Source organism: Agrobacterium sp. rho-8.1, assembly GCF_033957725.1.
Classification (GTDB): Bacteria; Pseudomonadota; Alphaproteobacteria; order Rhizobiales; family Rhizobiaceae; genus Agrobacterium.
The window spans coordinates 914,346-935,935 of sequence record NZ_CP192789.1; the positions used below are offsets into that span (position 1 = coordinate 914,346).

The 21,590-nt window shown below is 56.2% G+C and carries 16 protein-coding genes and 7 pseudogenes; 12 read left to right on the forward strand and 11 right to left on the reverse strand.

Annotated features, from left to right (window positions below; translation table 11 throughout):
- Window positions 1-7: 7 nt before the first annotated feature.
- Window positions 8-592: a TetR/AcrR family transcriptional regulator gene (locus RMR21_RS19155; protein WP_498671013.1), complete on the reverse strand. Its 585-nt coding sequence runs from the start codon at window positions 590-592 to the stop codon at window positions 8-10.
- A gap of 96 nt (window positions 593-688) precedes the next feature.
- Between RMR21_RS19155 and RMR21_RS19160 the strand changes: the two genes are divergently transcribed.
- The 3 genes and pseudogenes from RMR21_RS19160 to RMR21_RS19170 all read left to right on the forward strand — a co-directional run.
- Window positions 689-1,798 (forward strand): efflux RND transporter periplasmic adaptor subunit, encoded by a 1,110-nt coding sequence (locus RMR21_RS19160; protein WP_498671014.1) that lies wholly within the window; start codon window positions 689-691, stop codon window positions 1,796-1,798.
- On the forward strand, window positions 1,795-4,914 hold the full coding sequence (locus RMR21_RS19165; RefSeq protein ID WP_498671015.1) for an efflux RND transporter permease subunit: 3,120 nt from the start codon (window positions 1,795-1,797) through the stop codon (window positions 4,912-4,914). The genes RMR21_RS19160 and RMR21_RS19165 overlap by 4 nt, the downstream gene beginning before the upstream one ends.
- Before the next feature lie 159 nt (window positions 4,915-5,073).
- A pseudogene (locus RMR21_RS19170) lies at window positions 5,074-5,253 on the forward strand (thioredoxin domain-containing protein); the annotation flags it as partial.
- Window positions 5,254-5,270: 17 nt separating this feature from the next.
- On the opposite strand, the pseudogene RMR21_RS19175 reads toward RMR21_RS19170, so the two are convergent.
- From RMR21_RS19175 to RMR21_RS19200, 6 genes and pseudogenes are all read right to left on the reverse strand, one after another.
- A pseudogene (locus tag RMR21_RS19175) lies at window positions 5,271-5,615 on the reverse strand (transposase); the annotation flags it as partial.
- 143 nt (window positions 5,616-5,758) lie between these two features.
- Window positions 5,759-6,013 (reverse strand): annotated as a pseudogene (locus RMR21_RS19180) (FitA-like ribbon-helix-helix domain-containing protein).
- A 170-nt stretch (window positions 6,014-6,183) separates the two neighbouring features.
- Window positions 6,184-6,595, reverse strand: a pseudogene (locus RMR21_RS19185) (DUF3830 family protein).
- A gap of 72 nt (window positions 6,596-6,667) precedes the next feature.
- Entirely contained in the window at window positions 6,668-7,285 is a 618-nt protein-coding gene (locus RMR21_RS19190) for a peptidase dimerization domain-containing protein (RefSeq protein ID WP_498671016.1), read from the reverse strand.
- On the reverse strand, window positions 7,170-7,571 hold the full coding sequence (locus RMR21_RS19195; RefSeq protein WP_498671829.1) for a M20/M25/M40 family metallo-hydrolase: 402 nt from the start codon (window positions 7,569-7,571) through the stop codon (window positions 7,170-7,172). The genes RMR21_RS19190 and RMR21_RS19195 overlap by 116 nt, the downstream gene beginning before the upstream one ends.
- Window positions 7,572-7,701: 130 nt before the next feature.
- Window positions 7,702-8,709, reverse strand: coding sequence for an isopenicillin N synthase family dioxygenase (locus RMR21_RS19200; RefSeq protein WP_498671017.1), 1,008 nt, complete (start codon window positions 8,707-8,709; stop codon window positions 7,702-7,704).
- A gap of 73 nt (window positions 8,710-8,782) precedes the next feature.
- On the opposite strand from RMR21_RS19200, the gene RMR21_RS19205 reads away from it, so the two are divergent.
- Both RMR21_RS19205 and RMR21_RS19210 read left to right on the forward strand, forming a co-directional pair.
- Window positions 8,783-9,619, forward strand: a complete 837-nt coding sequence (locus RMR21_RS19205; RefSeq protein ID WP_498671018.1) for an alpha/beta hydrolase — start codon at window positions 8,783-8,785, stop codon at window positions 9,617-9,619.
- 21 nt (window positions 9,620-9,640) lie between these two features.
- Window positions 9,641-10,396: a GntR family transcriptional regulator gene (locus RMR21_RS19210; protein ID WP_498671019.1), complete on the forward strand. Its 756-nt coding sequence runs from the start codon at window positions 9,641-9,643 to the stop codon at window positions 10,394-10,396.
- A gap of 19 nt (window positions 10,397-10,415) precedes the next feature.
- Here RMR21_RS19210 and RMR21_RS19215 read toward each other — a convergent pair whose 3' ends face one another.
- Window positions 10,416-11,093, reverse strand: a complete 678-nt coding sequence (locus tag RMR21_RS19215; RefSeq protein ID WP_498671020.1) for a GntR family transcriptional regulator — start codon at window positions 11,091-11,093, stop codon at window positions 10,416-10,418.
- Window positions 11,094-11,314: 221 nt separating this feature from the next.
- Here RMR21_RS19215 and RMR21_RS19220 point away from each other — a divergent pair, with 221 nt between their 5' ends.
- The 7 genes and pseudogenes from RMR21_RS19220 (at window position 11,315) to RMR21_RS19250 (ending at window position 18,254) form a co-directional block, all read left to right on the forward strand.
- Window positions 11,315-12,298 carry an isopenicillin N synthase family dioxygenase gene (locus tag RMR21_RS19220; RefSeq protein ID WP_498671021.1) on the forward strand — a complete coding sequence of 328 codons (984 nt, stop codon included), beginning with the start codon at window positions 11,315-11,317 and terminating at the stop codon, window positions 12,296-12,298.
- Entirely contained in the window at window positions 12,274-13,386 is a 1,113-nt protein-coding gene (locus tag RMR21_RS19225) for a CapA family protein (protein WP_498671022.1), read from the forward strand. Before RMR21_RS19220 ends, RMR21_RS19225 begins: the two co-directional genes overlap by 25 nt.
- A gap of 93 nt (window positions 13,387-13,479) precedes the next feature.
- The gene (locus tag RMR21_RS19230; RefSeq protein ID WP_498671023.1) at window positions 13,480-14,481 is read left to right on the forward strand and encodes a sugar ABC transporter substrate-binding protein; all 1,002 of its coding nucleotides are present in this window, start codon (window positions 13,480-13,482) and stop codon (window positions 14,479-14,481) included.
- Window positions 14,482-14,545: 64 nt separating this feature from the next.
- Window positions 14,546-16,063: a sugar ABC transporter ATP-binding protein gene (locus tag RMR21_RS19235; RefSeq protein WP_498671024.1), complete on the forward strand. Its 1,518-nt coding sequence runs from the start codon at window positions 14,546-14,548 to the stop codon at window positions 16,061-16,063.
- Window positions 16,060-17,118: an ABC transporter permease gene (locus tag RMR21_RS19240; RefSeq protein ID WP_498671025.1), complete on the forward strand. Its 1,059-nt coding sequence runs from the start codon at window positions 16,060-16,062 to the stop codon at window positions 17,116-17,118. The genes RMR21_RS19235 and RMR21_RS19240 overlap by 4 nt, the downstream gene beginning before the upstream one ends.
- Window positions 17,119-17,131: 13 nt before the next feature.
- A pseudogene (locus RMR21_RS19245) lies at window positions 17,132-17,365 on the forward strand (GntR family transcriptional regulator); the annotation flags it as partial.
- A gap of 135 nt (window positions 17,366-17,500) precedes the next feature.
- Window positions 17,501-18,254, forward strand: a protein-coding gene (locus RMR21_RS19250) for an IS5 family transposase (RefSeq protein ID WP_498671026.1) whose coding sequence is annotated in 2 segments (ribosomal slippage) — window positions 17,501-17,805 and window positions 17,804-18,254 — 756 coding nt in all. Because the reading frame shifts where the segments join, the coding sequence is not laid out codon by codon here.
- Between the two features lie 352 nt (window positions 18,255-18,606).
- Here RMR21_RS19250 and RMR21_RS19255 read toward each other — a convergent pair.
- The 3 genes and pseudogenes from RMR21_RS19255 to RMR21_RS19265 all read right to left on the reverse strand — a co-directional run bounded on the left by RMR21_RS19255 (window position 18,607) and on the right by RMR21_RS19265 (window position 21,400).
- Window positions 18,607-18,860 (reverse strand): annotated as a pseudogene (locus RMR21_RS19255) (PIN domain-containing protein).
- Window positions 18,857-19,110 (reverse strand): annotated as a pseudogene (locus tag RMR21_RS19260) (type II toxin-antitoxin system Phd/YefM family antitoxin). The pseudogenes RMR21_RS19255 and RMR21_RS19260 overlap by 4 nt, the downstream one beginning before the upstream one ends.
- Before the next feature lie 340 nt (window positions 19,111-19,450).
- Window positions 19,451-21,400 carry an ABC transporter ATP-binding protein/permease gene (locus RMR21_RS19265; RefSeq protein WP_498671027.1) on the reverse strand — a complete coding sequence of 650 codons (1,950 nt, stop codon included), beginning with the start codon at window positions 21,398-21,400 and terminating at the stop codon, window positions 19,451-19,453.
- Window positions 21,401-21,590: the final 190 nt, after the last annotated feature.

A 21,590-nucleotide genomic window follows, 5' to 3' on the forward strand; every position in this document is an offset into this window, starting at 1 on the left:
ACGCGCGCTACTTTTCGCTTCGAGACGTCTGGCGCTTCAACTCGTTGTCTGCAGCCGCCAGAAGCCTGTCGGACAAGTCCTCGTCGGTCACAATCCGAGAGAGCGTAACGGCACCAACCATAAGGGCCAGCGTTACCATTGCTTTTTCGGTTGCGTTGACTGCGCCATCTTGCGGCATCAGCTCTTCGATCACCTGCAGATGAGCTTTGATACCATCCTGAAAAGGCGCGCGGACCTCCCTGCTTTGCCTTGCAGCGTCGGATCCCAGCGCGACGATGGGGCAACCTTCACCGGTTTCACCGCGATGACCCGCCGAAAGGTAAAAATCGGCCACGGCTGCGAGTGGATCAGAGCTTGAGGCTGCAGCAGAGGACCACCTGCGTGTCGCGCTTTCCATGGCGCGCCTCGAGGCAAGTGCTGCAAGATCGTCCTTGGACTCGAACTGCTTGTAGAAGCCGCCCTGCGTCAAGCCTGCCCCTTTCATGAGGTCCTTCAGGCTGATGCCGTCAAATCCGTTCTCGCGGAAAAGACGACTGGCGACATTGATGACCGTCTCGCGGTTTGCTTCCGCCTGTACTCGACTGACCCTCATTACGCTCTCCATTTAGATTTCAGTTGACATCTATAAAACATTTAGATCATAAATGCAATCTATCACTTTCACCTCGTCCGTCAAGAAGGTTCTCTCATGACCAAAACGTTTCTCCTCAGCTCGGCCGGGTTGATCGCCGTCGCCGGTGTCGCCGCCGCAGCCTTCCTGTTCTGGCCAAATCATCAGGCGGTCGCCACGACGGACCCGCGCACCCTGGCTCCCTATGTGAGCGTAACGGAGGTAAAGGTCCCGGCCTCCGCGTCACGCGGGTTGACAGGTACGGTCGCCGCGCGTGTGCAGAGCGATCTTGGCTTTCGGGTCCCGGGCAAGATCGTTGAAAGGCTCGTCAATGTTGGCGAGGATGTAAAGGCTGGCCAGCCTTTGATACGGATCGACGAAACCGATCTGCGGCTCGCGCGCACCGCCAAGCGCAACGGGGTCATTGCCGCGCAAGCGACGTTTGTTCAGGCGTTGGCGGACGAGAAGCGTTTTTCAAGCCTTGTTAAAACCAACGCTGCCTCGACCCAACAGTATGAGAGAGCCAAGGCCGCGCTCGATACGGCAGAGGCCCAGCTTTCTGCCGCAAAAGCCGACGAGAATGTCGCCGACAACGAGGCAACCTACTCGGTCCTGTACGCAGACGTCGATGGTACAGTTGTTGATACGCTGGGTGAACCCGGACAGGTTGTTGCCGCCGGACAGACCGTTGTGAGACTTGCCAAAGCCGGCGCACGCGAAGCGCTTGTCTGGATGCCTGAGAACATTCGGCCACAGGTCGGAACGGTCGCATCTGCATCCATCTATGGACGAGACGGGCGTCACCCGGCGATCCTCAGGCAGATATCGGCCTCAGCCGATCCCCAGACGCGCACATACGAGTCCCGCTGGGTCCTTCAAGGTGCTGCCGCCGACGCACCGCTCGGAGCCACCGTGTCGGTCAACATCCCGAATAAGGAGGCGCAGACCCATGCGGAGATACCCGTCGGCGCGATCATTGACGATGGCAGACGCAGTGGGGTCTGGGTGGTCGATAAAGCGGCGTCGACCGTGCGCTTTCAGGACATCAAGATCGAACGCCTCGGTATCGAAACCGCAATCGTTTCCGGCCTCAACCCGGGCGAAGGCATCGTCTCACTCGGCGCTCACCTCCTGACAGACGGTGCCACTATCCGAACCACCATCGAAAAGGCGGAGGTGGCACAATGACGGGCTTTAATCTCTCGGCACTTGCCGTCAAGGAACGGGCCGTTACCCTGTTTTTCATCATCCTTCTGGCGGTAGCAGGTATCTATGCGTTCCTGAGCCTTGGACGCGCGGAAGATCCGTCATTCACCATCAAGACAATGACAGTCAGTGCTGCGTGGCCGGGCGCAACAGCCCGTGAAATGCAGGACCTTGTGGCAGAACCGCTGGAAAAGCGCATTCAGGAACTAACGTGGTATGACAGGGTCGAAACGACCACGCGGCCCGGGTTCGCGTATCTGACTGTAACCCTGAGGGATGACACGCCGGCAAGCGCGGTTGAGGACGAATTCTATCAGGCACGCAAGAAGCTTGGAGATGAAGCCAGAACGCTTCCACCTGGCGTGTTCGGTCCCTTCGTCAACGACGAGTATTCGGACGTCAGCTTTGCGCTTTATGCGCTGAAAGCCAAGGGAATGCCGATGCGCGATCTCGTGCGGCAGGCAGAAACAATCAGGCAGGACCTCTTGCATGTGCCCGGCGTCAAGAAGATCAATATCCTTGGCGAGCGTCCGGAACAGATTTTTGTCGAGTTTTCCTTTGCCAAGCTCGCTACCCTTGGCGTCTCGGCGCAGCAGGTTGCGGCAGCCCTTCAAAACCAGAACACCGTCACACCCGCTGGCTCCATCGACACCCGTGGACCGCAAGTTTTTATCCGATTCAATGGCGCCTATAATAATATTCAGGCTATTGCCGACACGCCGATCGTTGCGGGCGGGCGGACGTTAAAACTGTCCGATCTTGCAGAAATCCGCCGCGGTTACGAAGATCCCGCCACCTATATCATCCGTCATGAGGGGGAGCCTGCGATCATGCTGGCAGCCGTCATGCAGTCGGGGTGGAATGGCCTTGAACTGGGGGAGGCGCTTCAGGCACGATCCGCAACCATTGCCGAATCTCTGCCACTTGGTATGACATTTGCAAAAGTCAGCGATCAGGCTGTCAACATTCAGGCCGCCGTCGGCGAGTTCATGATGAAGTTTGCCATGGCACTTGGTGTCGTTCTGTTCGTCAGCCTCGTCGCGCTTGGCTGGCGGGTCGGCATTGTTGTGGCACTTGCCGTGCCGCTCACGCTTGCCGTCGTCTTTCTGATCATGCTGGAAACCGACCGCTTCTTCGACCGCATCACGCTTGGCGCACTCATTTTGGCGCTTGGGCTTCTGGTTGACGATGCGATCATCGCCATCGAGGTGATGGTGGTGAAGATGGAAGAGGGCATGGATCGCATCCAGGCGGCCGCTTATGCCTGGAGCCACACCGCAGCACCGATGCTGTCCGGCACGCTCGTCACCATCATCGGATTGATGCCGGTCGGCTTTGCCAAATCTGCAGCTGGCGAATATGCCGGCAACATCTTCTGGGTGGTGGGGTTCGCGCTGATCGTTTCCTGGATCATCGCGGTGGTCTTCACGCCCTATCTCGGCGTTAAAATGCTGCCCGATATCAAACCCGTTAAGGGCGGTCACGATGCGATTTACGGAACGCCGAACTATCAGCGCCTTCGATCGATCATCAAATTTGCCGTTCGCCACAAATACATGACATGCGCCGTCGTCGTCATTGCGATGGGCGTATCCGTCGTCGGCATGGGGGGCGTCAAGCAACAGTTCTTCCCGACGTCCGACCGTCCAGAGGTTTTGGTCGAAGTGCGCCTGCCCGAAGGCACGAGCATCGATGCGACGACGGCGACCGTAGCCAAGGTCGAGACGTGGCTGCAGCAACAGCCTGAATCCAAGATCGTCACCAGCTATGTCGGCCAGGGCGCGCCACGTTTCTTCTTTGCGATGTCGCCTGAGTTACCGGATCCAGCTTTTGCCAAGATCGTGACCCTCACTCCCGACGCCGAAGGCCGCGAAGCATTAAAGCACAGGCTTCGCGAGGCAATTGCCCAGGGACTTGCACTGGAAGCGTCTGTGCGCGTCACCCAGCTTGTCTTCGGCCCGTTTACACCCTTCCCGGTCGAGTTCCGTGTCATGGGGCCGGACCCTGAGAAGCTTTATCAAATCTCGGGGGATGCAATGGCCATCATGAAGACGGTTCCCGACGTTCGCCAGACAAACCGCGACTGGGGTAATCGTACGCCTGTCATCCGCTTCGTGCCTGACCAGGAACGGCTTAACTTGATAGGCCTGTCACCTGCCGAGGCTGCCCAACAATTGCAACTTCTCCTGACGGGCGTGCCTGTCACTCAGGTTCGCGAAAATATCCGCAACGTTCCCGTTGTGGCCCGCAGCGGTGGAGAAAACCGTCTGGATCCCTCGAGGCTTGCAGACTTCTCGCTGATCAGCCGGGATGGACGGGCTATTCCACTTGATCAGATCGGTCAATCCGAAGTCCGCTTCGAAGAGCCGATTATGAAGCGGCGTGACCGCACGCCGGTCATCACGGTGCGGGCGGATATCGACGAGGCGACACAGCCGCCGGAAGTCTCGAAGGCGGTCATGCAGGCATTGCAGCCATTGATCGCGTCGCTTCCCGTCGGGTACAAAATAGAAATGGGCGGCAATATCGAGGAATCGATCAAGGCCAATGACGCTCTGGTCAAAATCTTCCCATTGATGATTGCCGCGACGCTGATCGTCATCATACTCCAGGTCCGCAGCCTCTCGACCATGGTCATGGTCATGCTGACTGCGCCGCTCGGCCTTGCCGGCGTGGTTCCGACCCTGTTGCTGTTCGACCAGCCGTTCGGCTTCAACGCGATCCTTGGCCTGATCGGTCTTGCTGGTATCCTGATGCGCAACACGCTCATCCTGACCGAGCAGATCAAGGAGAACCAGGCCGCAGGCCTCGATGATTATCATGCGGTAATCGAAGCGACGGTGCAGCGAACACGCCCGGTCATCCTGACGGCGCTGGCAGCCGTACTTGCCTTCATCCCGCTCACCCATTCGGTCTTCTGGGGCTCAATGGCCTACACGCTGATCGGCGGGACGGCAGTCGGTACCCTGATGATCCTGCTGTTCCTGCCGGCCCTCTATGCAGCATGGTTTCGGATCCAGCCGACCGAGGACAAGCGGGCCGACGTTCAGCATGGGACAGCGGAGCCGGGAGCCACCGTACATTTGGCAGCTGAATGATGCCTGAGGTTCCGCAGGCACCGCAGTGCCTCCGGAACCTGCAGCCTCACGATCATGCTGCGATGCCGCAGTTCCATCTCTGAAAAAAGCATTCCTCATAGAAGTCGGTAGATGTCTGTCAGCTTTGACCCACAGCCCATGACGAAAGGTTACGTCGATATGATACCAACAGTCTCCATGTTCGAGAATCCTCTCGATGGAAGCCGAGGTTTCCATCGCGATATCCGCGTGCGGTGGGCGCTTGAAGAAGTGGGACAACCCTATCAAGTGCGACTGCTGTCGTTTGCACAAATGCGCAGCCCTGATTATCAGCCGCTACATCCCTTCGGCCAGATACCAATCTAAGAAAAAGGGGAACCGGCCGTCGGACTAGCCTCTCTACCCTCCAACTCGAGGGTTTCCATCACGAGATGATGGTTGAGGCGCGCCTAAAGTCCCAGTCCCCACCATTCATAGAAATGACGCTGGACGGTTGAACAGGGCGGGAAATCCTTCGGCAGGATGCGCCAATGGCAACCGGTCGTGGCGATGTAAAGCAGAGCGTTGACGACCTCGCGGAGATCAGTGGTGCGAGGATGGCCAGAGCAGCGCGGCATCCGCAGAAAAGGTCGAACCAATCCCCATTCCCGATTCGTCATGTCACTTGCGTAGCGTGGCGTTCGCCGGAGATATTACCGATGGGTGATTTCAGTCCAGACCATCGTGAACTCTATCAAATCTTTGCAAATCCGAAGGACTCATAACCTGTTGAAATCAGCCACTTCTTTTTGAGGGGGGCCTCTAACCAAGTCAGCATCAGGAGCCGGTCTCTACGGCTCAGATATTGCACTTGTGTCTGGCAAGATCATTCGAAAGCCATAGGTTCAGCCGGTGTCATGTCGCGCTGTTGTCGCAGCGCTTGAACGTCACTGTTTGATAGTTTGGCTTTCCGGCCGATGGCACCAAGCAATGAACCGAGTTTCACGCGTTCAGATGGACCGACAGCGGCTCCAAGAATGTCACGAATTTCGGCATCGGTACTCCGGCCGTGGTGAGCCGCTCCTGCTCATAACGCTCGATGCGTCTTATCAGAAATGTTTCGAATGGTGACCGCCGTCATTAACTCGATCCGATTTCCATTTTTATATGATATCACTATAGGTGAAATAATAGCATTCTTAAATTCGGGCTATGAGGAAGGAATCGGTGGCGCTCACCACGGTCTTTGCCTTGAAGGGAACCGAACCTGCGCCGTGGTCATTCGAGGCCGTGATAGATCAACGTTTTCATTCATTCTACTTGAAATAGAATATCCTGCGCGCCTTCCCACAGGGTCATGTGTCCAAGCTTGGCAAGATTTTCTAGGCCAGAGGTCAGGGTGAGAAAGTGATTGCCCGCGAGCTGCCCGACTTTGGATTCGAAATGAACGCCGCCATAGGCCAGCAGAATTTCGGTTTTGCTGATCCCACCCGGATAGAGGATGAACTGGCCGGGGGGCCGGATAGCTGGTATGGTTCTGGTAGCCCGCACCGAAATCCAGCTCTCCCAGCGGAATTCACACGCCGTCGCCGGACCATCGCACATGAACGATCTTGCTGGAAAAAGGCATTTTGGCGAGAAATGCCGTGCGGGTCTTCGGAGCCTTCTCCATTTCCAGGATGGCGTCGAATATGAACGGGGCGGTGGTAACTTTGATTTTCATGCGTGTTTTCCTATTGCTGTCCGTGCCGCTTTAAAACGACAACCCGTTTGTAAGGCGGTCCAGAAACTGCTCTCACTCTGTCACCTGATCGATCGTAACAAACTCATCCGGCTTGTGGGCCTGGTCAATCGAACCGGGACCGCAGACCAGGGTCGGTATGCCGACATTGCGGAAATACCCGGCCTCCGTCCCAAATGGCGCGGCCCTCAGCTCTTTTTCCGGAAACAGGGCGCGAACGACACCGACTATGTCTTCATCCGGATCCCGCCAGAATGCGGCGCAACCCGGTACGCGCATGAGGCTCAGGCCTGTCTGCGGGGTAACAGCCTGCATCTCCGGCTCCAGCTTGTCGGACATGAATGCCTCCAATTGAGACAGATAGTCCTCAGGTTCCTCACCGGGCAGATATCGGATGTCGAAGTCGAAAGAGGCGCTGGCTGGGATCACATTAATCGCCGTACCGCCGCCAACCATGCAACATTCAATGGACGCGTATGTGGGATCCTCAAAGGCCGTATTGAACGGGCCGTTGTCACGCGCATTGCGTTGAAGCGCCATGAGGAAAGCGATCGATTCACCGACAGCTTCGACAGCATTCACGCCTTGATGGGACAGGCTGCCATGTGCGTTCAATCCTCGGGCTCTGACATGGCGGCCAACTTTGCCCTTGTGGGCATAGACGATGGACATGCCGGGCGGCTTCCCCAACAATGCACAGGCATGGCCGCGCTATGCGAACGAAAATGTCGTCGATCAGGTCGTGGACGCCGAGGCATCCAACCTCCTCGTCATAGGACATCGCTATATGCAGCGGGATCGGCAGCGTCTGCTTGCTCATTCTTACGAGGAAAGCAGTGGCAATAGCGAGGAACCCCTTCTTATCGCAGGTTCCGCGGCCAAAGAGCTTTCCGTCCGGGTTGTCGTAAAGAAATGGGGCCGAGGCTGGCCAAAAGATGGGCCTTCTTTCCGGTCGAATCGAACGTCAGCGATACCTCCGCTCCCGCTCGATCATCGCGATTGTATCGGGATGTGCCATGTGCTTCCAGCAAGGTTGTTGGAGGGGGTGGAGCAAAGCGGCAGGGAACTGCCGGTCGCAGATGCGCGTACTACTTCGTCGGGGTCGCAGTCTCGATGGCGGTCTCTTTTTCCTTCATGTATTGACCGGCCAGGATCGGTTTGTGCTTGGGTTGCGAGCCGTCAAGGCACGTCGGTATGCACTCGATTTTCGTATCCCAGTTCGGGTGAAGGAAATAGGCGATCGATTGCCGTGGCTTCGACACGAACGGTTCCACTGGCGGATTGACCACCCGGTGCATGTTCGAGAGCCATTGGTCGTTGGTCCAGCGTTGCATCATGTCGCCGATGTTGATGATGAAACCGCCGGGGACATAGGGCACATCGACCCAGTCACCGTTCAATGTCCGAACCTGCAGACCGCCAGGCGCGTCTGTCGGGGCAAGGATCGTCAGGCTGCCATAGTCCGTATGGGCGCCGGCACGGAGTTGCCCGGGCAGCGGAGGTGTTGGCTGTGCCGGGTAGTAGATCGAGCTTAAAATCGAGAAGTGGTGATCGATCTTGTCTGTGAAATACCTTTCATCAAGGCCAAGACCGACTGCGAAAATCCGCATGAGCTTCGCACCGAGGTTCTCCATGGCCTTGTAGTACGCGGTGCCGACCTGCTTGAATTCATCATTTCCGATAGGCCAGCGGTTGTCGCGATGAAAACCCTTTGCTTCTCCGGCTGTAAAGACCGGATCGGATATATCCGTCTGCCCGACCATGAAATATTCGCGCAGATCCGGCGGAGCCTTTTCGCCTTCCTTGGCCGCAAGACCGGATTTGCCGAGACGGTGGTAACCTTGCTGCTCGCCGGCGGGCGCCAACACGGCATCCTTGGCCGCAGTGTCTCCTTCAAAGAAATCCTTTGACACGGCAAACCATCGGGCCAGCAGGTCCAGGTCGAACCCGTGCCCTGTGACTACAAGAAAACCGATGTCTCGGTTGGTCCGGTCCACGGCAGCTGCGACCGCCGCTTTTTCTGCGCGTGTGCCGTTGAGAAAGGGGCCGATATCCACGATCGGAACGGTTGTTAGTGTCGTTGCTCCATCCACCATTTCTTCACTCCTTGACATCGTTGACGTTAAAATGCACGATATTGTGCACAATACAATAACAAATGGATGCGTCATGAACTGCTACAGGGGAATGGATCGCGAAAAACTCGATGTCGCCTATAACAACCGTGCGGTTGTTACCGACTGGCAGTCATACCTCGATCGCTGGGCGCAGGAAGGTTTGGCGACCTACGAGAAGGCGACGGCACGAGATATGCAATACGGCCCGAAACCACGTCAACGCATTGATATCTTTCTGCACGAAGACCCTGACAGCCCCTCCTGCCTTTTCCTGCATGGTGGGTACTGGCAGTGGAACGACAAAGAGGGCCAAGCAATCGTTGCCGATGGCATTCTCGCGGCGGGACTGGGGGTAGCCATCGGCGAATACTCGCTCGCCCCTTCAGCCACGATGAGTGAGATTTGCGAAGAGGCTGTTGCTCAGGTCAAGTTTCTTTCGGAAGAGCTTGCGCGGCGCGGTCGGAACCCTGACAACATCTACCTTTCCGGAATCTCGACTGGCGCGCACCTGATGGCGAGCGCCCTCGGCCTGCCATGTGTGAGAGGCGCATTGCTGATCAGCGGCATCTACGATCTCGAACCGATCCGAATTTCTTCTCTCAACGCGCCGATCGGGATGGATTGGGCGGAGGCCCAGCGCCATTCGCCCATACACAACATGCCGGAAAAACTGCCACCTATCATCCTCACGCACGGAGCGCTGGAACGACCCGAAATCCAGCGTCAAACCGCCGACTATGCTGCTGCATTGACGGCTGCCGGACATAATGTGACGCTCCTGCCGGTTCCCGGCATGAACCACTTTTCGGTCATGGAAACGCTCGCAACTCCGAATGGCTACCTTGCGAATGCTCTGGCCGCGCTTGTAAAACGGACAGCGCACTCGTAACGGTGACCTTCAGGAGAATTCATGGCCACCAAATCATCAGGAAAAACAAAATCAGCAGCCTCGGGGAAGACAGAGCGTCAGGATCTGCTGGCTCTGCGGCCCGCAGGGCTAACCGACGTTGAAGTCGTCGTTTTTAGAAAGCTGCTGGATGCGGTCGCAGAGCGACGATTGGCACCCGGCCTGCGGCTGCTTGAGGAGGAACTGGTAGATATCTTCAAAGTGAGCAGAGAACGCATACGGCGGATTCTTCTCGTTCTCTCGCAGCACGGCATTGTTCGCCTAGAGCCACATAAGGGCGCTTATGTCGCTTATCCAGAAGCCGTCGAGCGGCGGGATGCCCTTGAGGCCAGAATTCTGGTCGAAAATCATATCCTCAAGCTCTTGTGCGAGCTCAATCCGGCCAGACGAAAAAAGATCGTGAGCGAACTGCGCGCCCACATCATGTCGGAGCAAGAAGCCGTCAGCAATCATGAGCGCTCTCTGCAAGTTCGCCTGTCCGGTGAGTTTCACCTCAAGATGGCGAGTTCTGCCGGCAACATGGTCCTGCTCAAAATGCTTCAGGACTTGCTGGTCAAGTCCTCGTTGTCATTGGCTGCCCACGCCCATCATCACGACCTTTCATGTTCGATGAACGAACACATGATACTGCTTGATGCGATTGAGATTGGTGACACTGAAAAGGCTCAGACGATCTTGATCGCCCATCTTGGCACGATTGACGAAGACATTGCCGGAGAAATCGCGGAGAGCAGCGCACTTCAGCGCGCGCTCCTTTGACCACGTCGGCACAAGAAATTCAGGGTCGAAAGACCGAAAGAAGGTTGACGTCCCTGATTGCGACAGGACGCATGTCGAGTTCATGCTCGATTACATGCAGGCATCGGTCCATAGCTTTGGCCGCCGCCAGACTTTGCCCATCATCGATTAACGCGAGTAGCGCGTTGTATTCGACGGCGGCGGAACTGAAGGTCGTATTGGTGGCATAAAGCGCCAGGATCAAAGAGGTCTGGAGAACCAGGCGTTCCAGAGCCATAGCTAGTGGTCGATTGTGCGCCATGCTCGCCAGCGCCATATGAAAGGAACCGATCCCGGCGATCGTCTTTTGCCGTTGGCCGTGCATCCATTCGCGCTCCCATAAGCTGAGGTTCCGCTTCAGCATGGTGACCTGGGATGTCATGATGGTGCGAGTCACAATTTCCGTGGTGGCCCTCTCCACAACGCGCCTGGCATCAAAGACCGCCTTGGTATCCGCAGGACTAGGTGTGGCGACGAACGCGCCCCGATTGCGCTTGATCTCCACCAGCCCGTCAACGGCCAACCGGTGGAGTACCGACCTGACGCGGGCTCGGCTGACGTCAAGGGCTTCGGCAACCAGATCTTCTGTCAGCTTCACGCCCGGCGGCAGGCGTCCCTGCAAGATTGCGGTGCGAATACTTCCGGAGATGTTGGCTTCCACGTCGTCCGTATCATTCATATTGAATTTGCCTGAAGATGGTGGTGATTTATTAGGCATCTAGCATTCCTGAATTGTTTATTTTAGGTGCAAAAATCGTAAACAATTTTTAGTTTATTGCTTAATATCTATATCATATTTTCGATAATTCTACAAAACCATTGTTTTAAATCACTTATTTTCATATGGCATGCCTTTTGCTACATAATAATTAGTTTTAATGAGAGGTGCACTCAATGCGTATGACATCCATTCCGGTAATCGACATTTCCCCGTTTCTCGAAGGGACACCAGAAGGTCGTGATAAAGTCGCGGCTGAAGTCAAGCAAGCGTGCGAGGAAATCGGCTTCTTTCTTATCAAAGGACACGGGGTCGATCAGCCGATCATCGATGCAACTTATGATTCAGCGGCAGACTTCTTCAAGCTGCCATTGGAAGAAAAACTGAACATCAAGCAGCCACCGGGAAATATTCCCCGGGGCTACACCCCTTTCAAAGGAGAAACCCTCTCCGCCAGTCTCGGCAACGCGGCGCCTGCCGACCTCAAGGAAATGATCGACATGGGACCTGTCGATGTTCCGGAAGGCGAATACTTTCATGGAGAGCAGGCGGCTTATTATTTTTACCCCAACCTCTTCCCCGAGAAGCCCGAAGTCTTCAAAACGACGATGCAGTCCTATTATCGACGCATGAACCGCCTGGCGAATGATCTCATGGGGATTTTCGCCTCGGCACTTGGCTTGCCCGACGATTTCTTCTTTGACAAGCTCGACAAGAATATCAGCGCGCTGCGCGTCATCTGCTACCCCGAGCAGAGTGAAGCTCCAGAGCCGGGTCAGATCCGAGCCGGCGCTCATACCGACTACGGCACACTGACGATTCTGATGTCCGACAAGGCCGCTGGCGGTCTACAGGCGCAACACAGGGATGGTTATTGGGTCGATGTTACCATCGAACCCGGCACATACGTCATCAACATCGGTGACATCATGCAGATATGGACGAACGACCAATGGGTTTCGACGATGCACCGCGTCGTCAATCCTCCAACAGAGGTGGCCAGCACAGCACGACGTCACTCGGTCGTCTTCTTCCACCAGCCGAACTACGACGCGCTGATCGAAACTCTGCCGACATGCTTCGACGAAACCAACCCACGCCGCTACGAGCCGGTGACCTACAAGGAGCACTGGAACCACAAGTGGAACTCATCCCGCAAGATGTAGTCGCGAGCAGGGAGAAGTCGATGAACACGCCTCTTTCCATCGTCCTCTGTGGCGACACTCTACCAGTCCATCCCTTGGAAAACATATCAGCGACGGCGCGGGCTGTTTTTGACGTCGCTGCAGGTGGCGATTTTAGTTTGGGCAATTTCGAAATTCCTCTGACCAGGCGCGGGGCGCCTATTCAGAAGCTATTGAATATCCGCGCGAATCCATCCATCGCCGATAGCCTTCGTGAACTTGGGCTTGATGTTGCCACCATCGCCAACAATCACGCCGTGGACTACGGCGTGGAGGGCCTTAGCGATACAGCCGAACATCTCGAAGCTGCAGGCATCCGTGCGATCGGCGCCGGTACCAACCTCGATGAAGCCTTTCGGCCATTCTTTCGGGACGTGGCCGGACGCCGTGTCGGCGTTATCGCCTTCTCCTGTTTAACCCCAACGGGCATGTCCGCCGCTTCAGACAGAGCCGGAATAGCGGGTCTCCATATCGAGACCGGCTATGAAATCGATCCCTGGTATCAGATGGAAGAGCCGGGCGATCCCTCGGTTATCCGTATTCGCACCCGGGTGCGCGAGGCGGATATGGTCGAGTCGATAGCTCGGGTTTCAGAGGCTAAAAGTCAGTGCGATATTCTGATTGTTACGCTGCACTGGGGATTTGGATCCGGAGAAGAACTGGCTGAGTACCAACGACCTCTCGCCGAGCGATTGATCGAAGCAGGTGCCGACATCATTCATGGGCATCATCCGCATGCCATCCACGCTTTCGGTTTCTATCAGGGTAAACCCATCATCTTCAGCGCCGGCACCTATGTTGGACAGCAGGTTTTTCTGGACGCTGCTCCTGCGGTGAAGCGCCTTTGGGCCAGAATGTCGGCAGACGGCTTCGTGACAACTCTCATTTACCCGGACGGCGCTGATCCTCTGGTTACCTTGAGGCCAACAACGCTTGATGCCGACCGTCTTCCCCGACTGGTAGACGGCATCGAATTCACAAGAATTTACGAACGCCTTCAAAGGCTTTCCGCTGAGCATGGTGCGGAGCTGAAGACGGACGGCAAAGTGATCACCGCGAGGCCCCTATGATGGCCTCACCTTCCGAAATTACCGCGGGACAACAAAGCAGAAACAGCTCGCCCGTCGTGATCCCACCAACCATAACCCCAGAGGAACATGCACATGACAACGACGAAATTCACCACTACACGTCGCAGCCTCGCACGCCGTCTCGGTGCGGTGGCGCTTGCGATAGCTGTCCTTTCCGCTTCGACCATGATTACCACAGCCGCGACGGCCGCGGAAAAAAAGATCGCGGTTAGCTTCCCCAACGCGTCCGTGATCGGCGCCGTCATTACCTCGCTAGATGCTGCCAAAGCCAAGGGTAAGGAAATGGGCTACGAGGTTATCGTTGACGATCCGGGCACCGACCTCAACAAGCAGATCAACACCATCAAGACCTGGATCGAGCAGAAGGTGGCGGTCATCGTCGTCAACACCCTGCAGCCGGATGCGTTCGAATCCGTGGCCAAGCAGGCGCGTGAAGCCGGCGTGATCTGGATCACCTACGGTCAGAAAATCGAAAACCAGGATGCGACGGTCGGTTACGCCCAGTATCCGGACGGAAGGGCCCTTGGCGAATACGCCGGCAAGTGGATCACTGACACCCAGGGCGGCAAGGCAAACGTCATCATCCTTGGCTACGAAAAAGGCGTCTGGGGTCAGCAGCGCGGCTCTGGCATCAAAGACGGCCTCCTTGCCATGGCGCCAAATTCCACGATCGTCGCCGAGCAAGACGCGATCAGCCCGACCGAAGGCCTGAACGTCACTCGCTCTCTCCTTCAGGCTCATCCCGACGCCAACGTTATTCTCGGTGTCGAGGACCCAGCAACCGAGGGATCCTATAAAGCATGGATCGCATCCGGCAAGGACCCCAAGGATCCGAACGGCTTCATCGGCGGCATGGATGGCACTGTCCCGGCACTGAAGCTCCTCAAGGAAGGCGGCAATATCTACCGCGCCTCCATGGCCATCCCCCTGAAGGAGGTCGGCTACGCGATCGTGACGACCGCCGACGACTTCCTGAACGGCAAAGGCAAGGGCGATGTGATCGTTCCTCTGGAATTGGTTACCGAAAAATCATCGCGCGCCGACTTCTACCTGAAACAGCAGGGCGCAAACTAAGCAGTCGGGGTTGTCGGCCTATGTCGGCGACCCCTGTCTTTCGTCTTCCCGTGGAGAAGTCCGCATGCCCTTTGCCGTCTATGCTTTGCGAAAATCCTATGCCGGGGTCGAAGTGCTCAAAGGTGTCGACCTGGAAGTCTCCGATGGAGAAATCCATGCGTTGCTCGGTGCCAACGGCGCCGGGAAATCGACACTAATCAAGTGTCTGTCGGGCGCGATCCAGCCGGATTCCGGCGGTTTGCTGGTCGGAACAGGCAAGTTCGACGGGCTGACCCCGAAGACCGCCCGCGAAGCTGGCGTCGCGGTGATTTATCAGGATCCGGCGCTTGCAGCGAGCCTTGACGTGACCGACAACATTTTCCTGGGACGCGAGAAGCGCCTCGGGCCCTTCGTGCGTCGCAAGGCCCAGCGGGAGGAAGCGGCATACTGGCTCAAGCAACTCGACACGGATATTCAGCCGACCGACAATCTTTCAAAACTTGGGAATGCGGGGCTCCAGACTATCGAGATTGCCCGCTCGCTCAGTATGAAACCGAAAGTGCTGATCCTCGACGAGCCCACTGCCGCCCTGTCCGAGCACGAAGCCGAGATCCTGGGGCAACGGCTTCTTGAGCTGAAAAAGCAGAATCTCCCACTCCTGTACGTGACACATCGGCTGTCCGAGGTTTTCGCGCTCGCCGATCGTGTGACAGTCTTGCGCGGTGGGGAGGTGGTGCTCAGCGGACCAGTCTCAAACTTTCGCCACGATGATCTCGTGAAAGCCATTGCTGGCGGCAGCATCAATCGTGAGCGGCCACAGTCAGCTGCAGCAAGCTATCCTCCTGCAGTGAAAGTCGAAGAACTTGTCGCGCCGGGGATCGGCCCGGTCAGCTTCGAGGTCGGACACGGCGAGATTGTCGGTATTTTCGGTCTGGTTGGATCCGGCCGCACCGAGTTGCTGGAAACCCTCTTTGGCAGCCGAAAACTGTTCGGTGGCCGTATCCTGATCAACGATCAGGAGCTGTCGATCTCCAACCCGGCGTCTGCGGTCGCCGCGGGCATCGCTCTGGTCCCGTCGGACCGCCTTCGCAAGAGCATCATCGGAACGCTGCTTTCTGGCGACAACATGCTGCTGCCGTCCTATAAAGCTCTTGCCAAATTCGGAATCCGCATCGCCTCAAGAGAAGGAGAGGTTTTCAGCAAGGCCGTTGCTCGCCTGAACCTGCGCCCCCTGCGGATTGACCTTGAAGCCAAGCGTTTCTCCGGCGGAAACCAGCAGAAGCTCGTCATTGCCCGCTGGCTCAACGACACCTCCCAATGCCGTTTCCTGCTGCTCGACGAGCCTACGCAAGGTGTCGATGTCGGCGCTCGCAGCGATATCTATGCCGCCCTTCGCAAGAGCGCTGCGGCAGGCACCAGTCTTCTGGTGACATCTTCCGAACCGGAGGAGCTCATGCAGGTCGCTGACAGGGTTATCGTCATCTCGCACGGACAGATCGTTGCTGTGCTTCAGTCGCATGAGATCCAAGAGGGGCGCATGCTCTCCCTCGCTCACGGTCTCGAGCGGGCCGCGCCCACTTCCAGCAAAGGACAACTCGCATGAGTGATACCGCTGTTTCCCAATCTGCTGCTGTCAAAAAGCGCGAACTGCCTGTCGAGCTGCTGGTCAATAATATTCTGCTCCTGGCACTTCTGGCGTTGATGCTTTATTTTGCTTCGGAAAGCTCGGCTTTTCTGACTTTATCGAACTTCAAGGTCCTCTTGACCAACTATGCCGCGATAGGCGTTGTTGCCGCCACGATGGCACTGTTGGTCATGGCAGGCCACGTCGATCTCTCGGTAGGTTCGAACATCGGCTTCTCTGGCATGATCACGGCGCTCGCCATGACGGAATGGGGTGCATCTCCCGTGATCGGCGTTTTTGCCGGCGTCCTGGCGGGCGCCCTTATCGGGCTTATGATCGGCATTCTGTGTGCCTACCTGCGTTTCAGCCCAATCATCGTCACACTTGGCATGCTCAGTGTCCTTCGCGGGGTCACACTTCTGGTCAAACAAGTGGAAGTCGTCGGGCTGGGCGACGTTTTCTTCTTTATCGGCAACGGCTCATTCGCTGGTGTACCAATCCTGCTTCTGATCGTTTTCGCTGTCTTTCTACTTTGCGCGGCGGTTCTCTCGCTGACAGTATGGGGCCGTTACATCTTTGCGATCGGCATCAATCCGCAAGCCGCATTCCTGGCCGCCCTTCCAGTCCGTCCGCTGATCCTGTCGCTGCATATAGCAACCGGCGCTGCTGCCGGCCTTGCAGGCGTGTTGCTGGCCAGCCGCCTTGATGGGGCCTCGCCAGGTTCGCTCGGACTTCAGATGGAGTTGCAGGCGCTGACGATCATCCTGCTCGGCGGCGTCGCATTTGCGGGCGGACGAGGACGTATCTTTGGCGTGTTCACGGCATGGGTATTCCTGGCCGTGCTCGACAACGGCCTGACGCTCCTCAACGTACCGCCTTTCGTGCAATTGGTCGCAAGCGGCATGGCGCTTGTGTTCGCAGCAAGCCTTGATGCTTTAGGCACAATCCTAGGCCCGCGTCTTGAACAGCGTCGACGTGTCCAGGAACAGCTGCGGCAAGCGGCTCTGAATTCATCAGCCGCGAAGAAGATGTAATGACCGTGATCGGTTATTGTCGAAGATCTTTGCCCGCCTCTCGCTCGTCATGTCGCTCTGCGCGGACGAGCGGAAAGACGATTGCGGGGCTGATCACCACCGCCAGATCGGCAGTGCCCTGAAAGCAAAGGAGCTGTCAAAAGCGCAGCAGTTGATGCATCATCATTTGGCCGACATCGAGGGCCGCGTTCGGCTGACCGAGGGACAGGGGGATCGGAACACCTTCTTGGCCGGTTTAGAAAATTTTTTCCGAATCGGTGGTCTGGACGAGATTCAAACCAATTGCGTTCCTCATACAAGGACCTCGACTAGGCTCAGGATCTATTAACGTCTTTCGGCGCGCTCTGCGTTTGATTCACGGGGATCAAAAAGAGAGGCTTCCATGAGTGACCTGATGCTTTTGTCGGACGCACAGATGCGCCGGATCGAACCTTTCTTCCCGCTATCGCATGGCGTGCCGCATGTCGATGACCGCTTGGTGTTGAGCGGCATCATCTTCGTCCTGTGTAATGGCTTGCGGTGGTGCGACGTACCGCGAGAGTATGGTCCGCACAAGCCGATCTATAACCGCTTCATCCGCCGGAGCCGATTGGGTATCTTCAACCGCATCCTGGCCGAATTGACAGCAGAACGTAGCAAATCCGATACCTTGATGATCGACGCCACGCACTTCAAAGCCCACCGATTGCAGCCAGTCTGCTAAAAAAGGGGATGTTCCCCGACGTATCGGACGCACTAAAGGCGGCCTGAACTCCAAGCTGCATGCCGTCTGCGATGAAAAAAGTCGGCCTCTCGTCCTGCTGTTGAGCAAATGCCAGATGAGCGACTACAAAGGAGCGGCACATATGCTGCATGTGCGGCCAAAGGCCAAGACTATGCTGGCGGACAAGGGTTATGACGCCGACTGGTTTCCTGCTGCCTTAGCCGAGCGCAAGATCGAAGCCTGCATCCCATTACGGCCCAACCGGAAAGTCCCCATCCCGCACGATCCTGTTCTCTATAGGAAACGCCACAAAATCGAGAACATGTTCGGCAAGTTAAAGGACTGGCGGCGGATCCAAACACGTTACGATCGCTGCGCACATACCTTCTTCTCCAGCATCTGCATCGCCGCAATTATTATATTCTGGCTGTAAATCTATGAGTCCTGCGACTAGTGCGGCGATTGTGTCACGATAGTCAGGCCGGGTCATTTTTATAGCTTAACAGAATTAATAATAGCGAGGATGGGCCACTTTCTCTAAGGTCGAATCGCTTTATAACCGGCACTTCGATGTGGGTCGTTGGCTAGCACCGATTGAACCAAAGACGACAGACTGAAGAGGAAACTCGATGGCCCTTCCGTATGCATCGATTCGCAGCGAGACGATGAGGTTCATTCCACGACGCCTTGAAAAGATGCGAACCGCCTCGCCCGCGTTCGCAATAGGCGTAACGGGATCGTCGCATGGGATAAAAAATTTGCCTCGGGAATATTCTTACCTGAAATCACCCTTGCAATGGATCGACTAAGATCAGTCCGTATACTAGCGCAGTAATTGCAATGAGTGCATCAGTCTCATTGCGGCGGTCCGGAACATGTAACTCGGCATAGCGCGTAGCGATCGCATCATCGACAGATATGGCCCGCTCAGCAAATTCCAGACGGACCCACCAATCCAGTTCGCCATATTCTGGTCGGCTTTGCTGTCGCCAACTTTGCGCAACTCAGAGACGACGTTTGTTTCGATTAAATATTTCAAGAAAGGTCGGCCTCGCGTGTTGAGATTACCGATCGAGGTGGATCAAACTCGATCGCCGACAAGCCAGACATAGAGATGGTATCGAGCAGGTTGCGCCTTTTGCCGGTGAGGCGCTCAAACTCGACGTATGTCATCAATACGTGCGACGGCCTGCCTCGTCGGTAATAACGACTGATCCGAATCCAGCTGCTTTTTTTGCCTTTCTGACGTCGTGGTTTAATTCGCGGCTGGTTAAGCTTGTGGTGCCCATATGCACATCCATGTAGGAACATGCACACATACAGTGCCTTACTTTTCGCTACACAATGCGTTTATGAATTTTCCGAAGCTTCGAGCTATTTCGCCTTGATGGAATATGAACGCCAAACAACGGACTTTATCAACGAGGTCTACTCCTTTTACGCTCTTTTTATGCGTCACTAGGGTGACCGGAAGGCAATGTGTGTTGGGTGGTTACTTTTTATAAGCCAAAGAGCACAACAGCAGACAGCAACGTCATTCTTGATGGAATTTGCAGTACAAAAGGGTGCGCAACGTCCGCTGGCATCCGTCAATGCCCTGCCTAAATCCGAAGTTGAAGGCAGGCGAACTTACTTCCGCTTCACCATCCGCCGAAGAATGGATCTTCCTCTCGATTTACGCGGGATAAGCTCGATGTCACTCACCAGCTTTGCGCCACCGTCCCGTCGCTCCAGAGTAATCTTGCGGCTGTGAAATGCTTCCAGCTCGGCACGATGCGCCACACTAATAATTGTGGCATCTGGTAGCTCATCGATAACAGTCTGCATCATCTTGTCCTGACTTTTTTCGTCCAGCGCTGCAGTCGCCTCGTCCATCACAATGATATCGGGGGCGTTGAGGAGCAGACGTGCAAAGGTAAGCCTTTGCTTTTCACCGCCTGACAATGTCTGGTCCCAAGGCGCATCGTCTTCGATCTTGTCTTTGAGCTGGCCAAGACCGACCTTGTCTAGAGCGGCGCCGATCTCTTCCGCCGTCCAGCTTTCCGCCGGTTGCGGATAAGACACAGCGCGGCGGAGCGTCCCGGCTGGAATGTATGGCCGCTGCGGCAGCATGAACAACTGGCTGCCTGCGCGGAAATTCACGCTGCCGCCACCCCAGGGCCAGAGGCCGGAAATGGCGCGGATCAACGTGCTTTTGCCCGAGCCGGATTCCCCCGACACCAAAACTCTCTCGCCGGCGCCGATTTCGACATCCGTCTCTTTTACGACGGCGGTTCCATCGCCCAGGGAAACGGACACATCCTTGAGGCTAAGCATGGTCTCGCCTTCAGTCTCGCCGCGCACGATGCGGCCAAAAGTGTCGCTTTTCTCTGCCCGTTCAAGGCCATCGAGCGACATCATAAGGGAAGCAACACGTCGTGCGCAGGCGTTCCAGTCGGCCAGGCGCGGATAGTTATCGACCAGCCAACCAAATGCGGACTGAACGATGGTAAATGCAGACGCTGCCTGCATGACCTCTCCAAGCGACATGCTGCCATCGAGAAACTTCGGTGCACACAGCAGAAGCGGCACGACTGGTGCAATCAGCATTGAACCGTTGGAGACGACCGTGGTACGCATATATTGCTGCGCCATGAGGCGCCATTGCCGCCGGACGTTGCCAAACCTTTTTTCGAGATCGCTGCGTTCCTCCTCTTCCCCGCCAAGCAAGGCAATGCTCTCGCCATTTTCCCTGACGCGCGTCAGCGTGTAGCGGAATTCCGCTTCAACCTGGTTCTTGACTTCGGAAACCTTGACGAAGTTTCGGGCAATAAAGGCGATGGAGGTGGACGTAATTGCTGCATAAATGACGGCCGCTATCACAAGGAAGCCGGGAATGGTGACCCAGACACCGCCGATGGACAGCGTTAGCGCCCCACCAATCGTCCACAGGACGACGATGAAGGTTGAGGCGGATACGAATGCGGCAATGACGCCGGAGACGAAATCGACCGGTGCTTCGGTTGCGATGCGCATATCATCCGAGAGCCTTGCCTCGGGATTTTTGTGATCGCCATCGATCAAATTGAGCTGGTAGTAGCGGCCGTTTGCAATCCATCTGCCAACCAGAACCTTGGTCAACCAAGAGCGCCAGCGCCGCTGAATGCGCATTCTGACATAGACCTGCGAGGTGACGATGAAAACGCTTCCCAAAACCAGAATCGGGAATATGGAAGCGAGGGAATAAACCGTCGCCGCATCCCGTTTTTCGATCGCGTCGAATATTCCACGATTCCAGATGTTGATCCCATATTGGAAGGCGACATTGATCCCGATCATGGTCAACAGTCCGAGCGTGAAAAGCCATGCCAGCTTATCGCCACGGCGGCTCCAGAAACCGCGGGCGCTGATCCAGAAGCGTTTCAGCAGGTATTTTCGACGTGCCTCCTCAGCCTCTTCCGGCGTCAAGCCCGCAGCAGGTTCGACTTCCTCTGGAGGAAGCTCGTCACCATTGTCATGAACTTGTTGTGGGAAGGCAGACTCAGTGCCATTTTCGTCGGCACCAGCGACCGGTTTCGGTTCTACTTCATTGTTTTTCATGGGCGCTGAACGATCAGCGATGGGAAAGGTTTCACAACTTTGTGAAGATACGTAAAATATTCTTTGGACCGGTCTTGCGGGCCGAAGAAAGGGATGTTGCGACAGTTAGAACGTGCGTCCGAACAACCAAAAGAATTGGATCAGGAGCGCTCGCCACAGCAGGCCTAAACAATCCTGGCCAATTGACGCC

Bases quoted from the DNA above. Each gene is read 5' to 3' on its own strand.
- RMR21_RS19220 (WP_498671021.1), top strand. From the start codon at position 11,315: ATGACATCCATTCCGGTAATCGACATTTCCCCGTTTCTCGAAGGGACA.
- RMR21_RS19160 (WP_498671014.1), top strand. From the start codon at position 689: ATGACCAAAACGTTTCTCCTCAGCTCGGCCGGGTTGATCGCCGTCGCC.
- RMR21_RS19190 (WP_498671016.1), bottom strand. From the start codon at position 7,285: ATGTCCATCGTCTATGCCCACAAGGGCAAAGTTGGCCGCCATGTCAGA.
- RMR21_RS19215 (WP_498671020.1), bottom strand. From the start codon at position 11,093: ATGAATGATACGGACGACGTGGAAGCCAACATCTCCGGAAGTATTCGC.
- RMR21_RS19210 (WP_498671019.1), top strand. From the start codon at position 9,641: ATGGCCACCAAATCATCAGGAAAAACAAAATCAGCAGCCTCGGGGAAG.
- RMR21_RS19265 (WP_498671027.1), bottom strand. From the start codon at position 21,400: ATGAAAAACAATGAAGTAGAACCGAAACCGGTCGCTGGTGCCGACGAA.
- RMR21_RS19165 (WP_498671015.1), top strand. From the start codon at position 1,795: ATGACGGGCTTTAATCTCTCGGCACTTGCCGTCAAGGAACGGGCCGTT.
- RMR21_RS19240 (WP_498671025.1), top strand. From the start codon at position 16,060: ATGAGTGATACCGCTGTTTCCCAATCTGCTGCTGTCAAAAAGCGCGAA.
- RMR21_RS19205 (WP_498671018.1), top strand. From the start codon at position 8,783: ATGAACTGCTACAGGGGAATGGATCGCGAAAAACTCGATGTCGCCTAT.
- RMR21_RS19230 (WP_498671023.1), top strand. From the start codon at position 13,480: ATGACAACGACGAAATTCACCACTACACGTCGCAGCCTCGCACGCCGT.
- RMR21_RS19200 (WP_498671017.1), bottom strand. From the start codon at position 8,709: ATGGTGGATGGAGCAACGACACTAACAACCGTTCCGATCGTGGATATC.
- RMR21_RS19155 (WP_498671013.1), bottom strand. From the start codon at position 592: ATGAGGGTCAGTCGAGTACAGGCGGAAGCAAACCGCGAGACGGTCATC.
- RMR21_RS19235 (WP_498671024.1), top strand. From the start codon at position 14,546: ATGCCCTTTGCCGTCTATGCTTTGCGAAAATCCTATGCCGGGGTCGAA.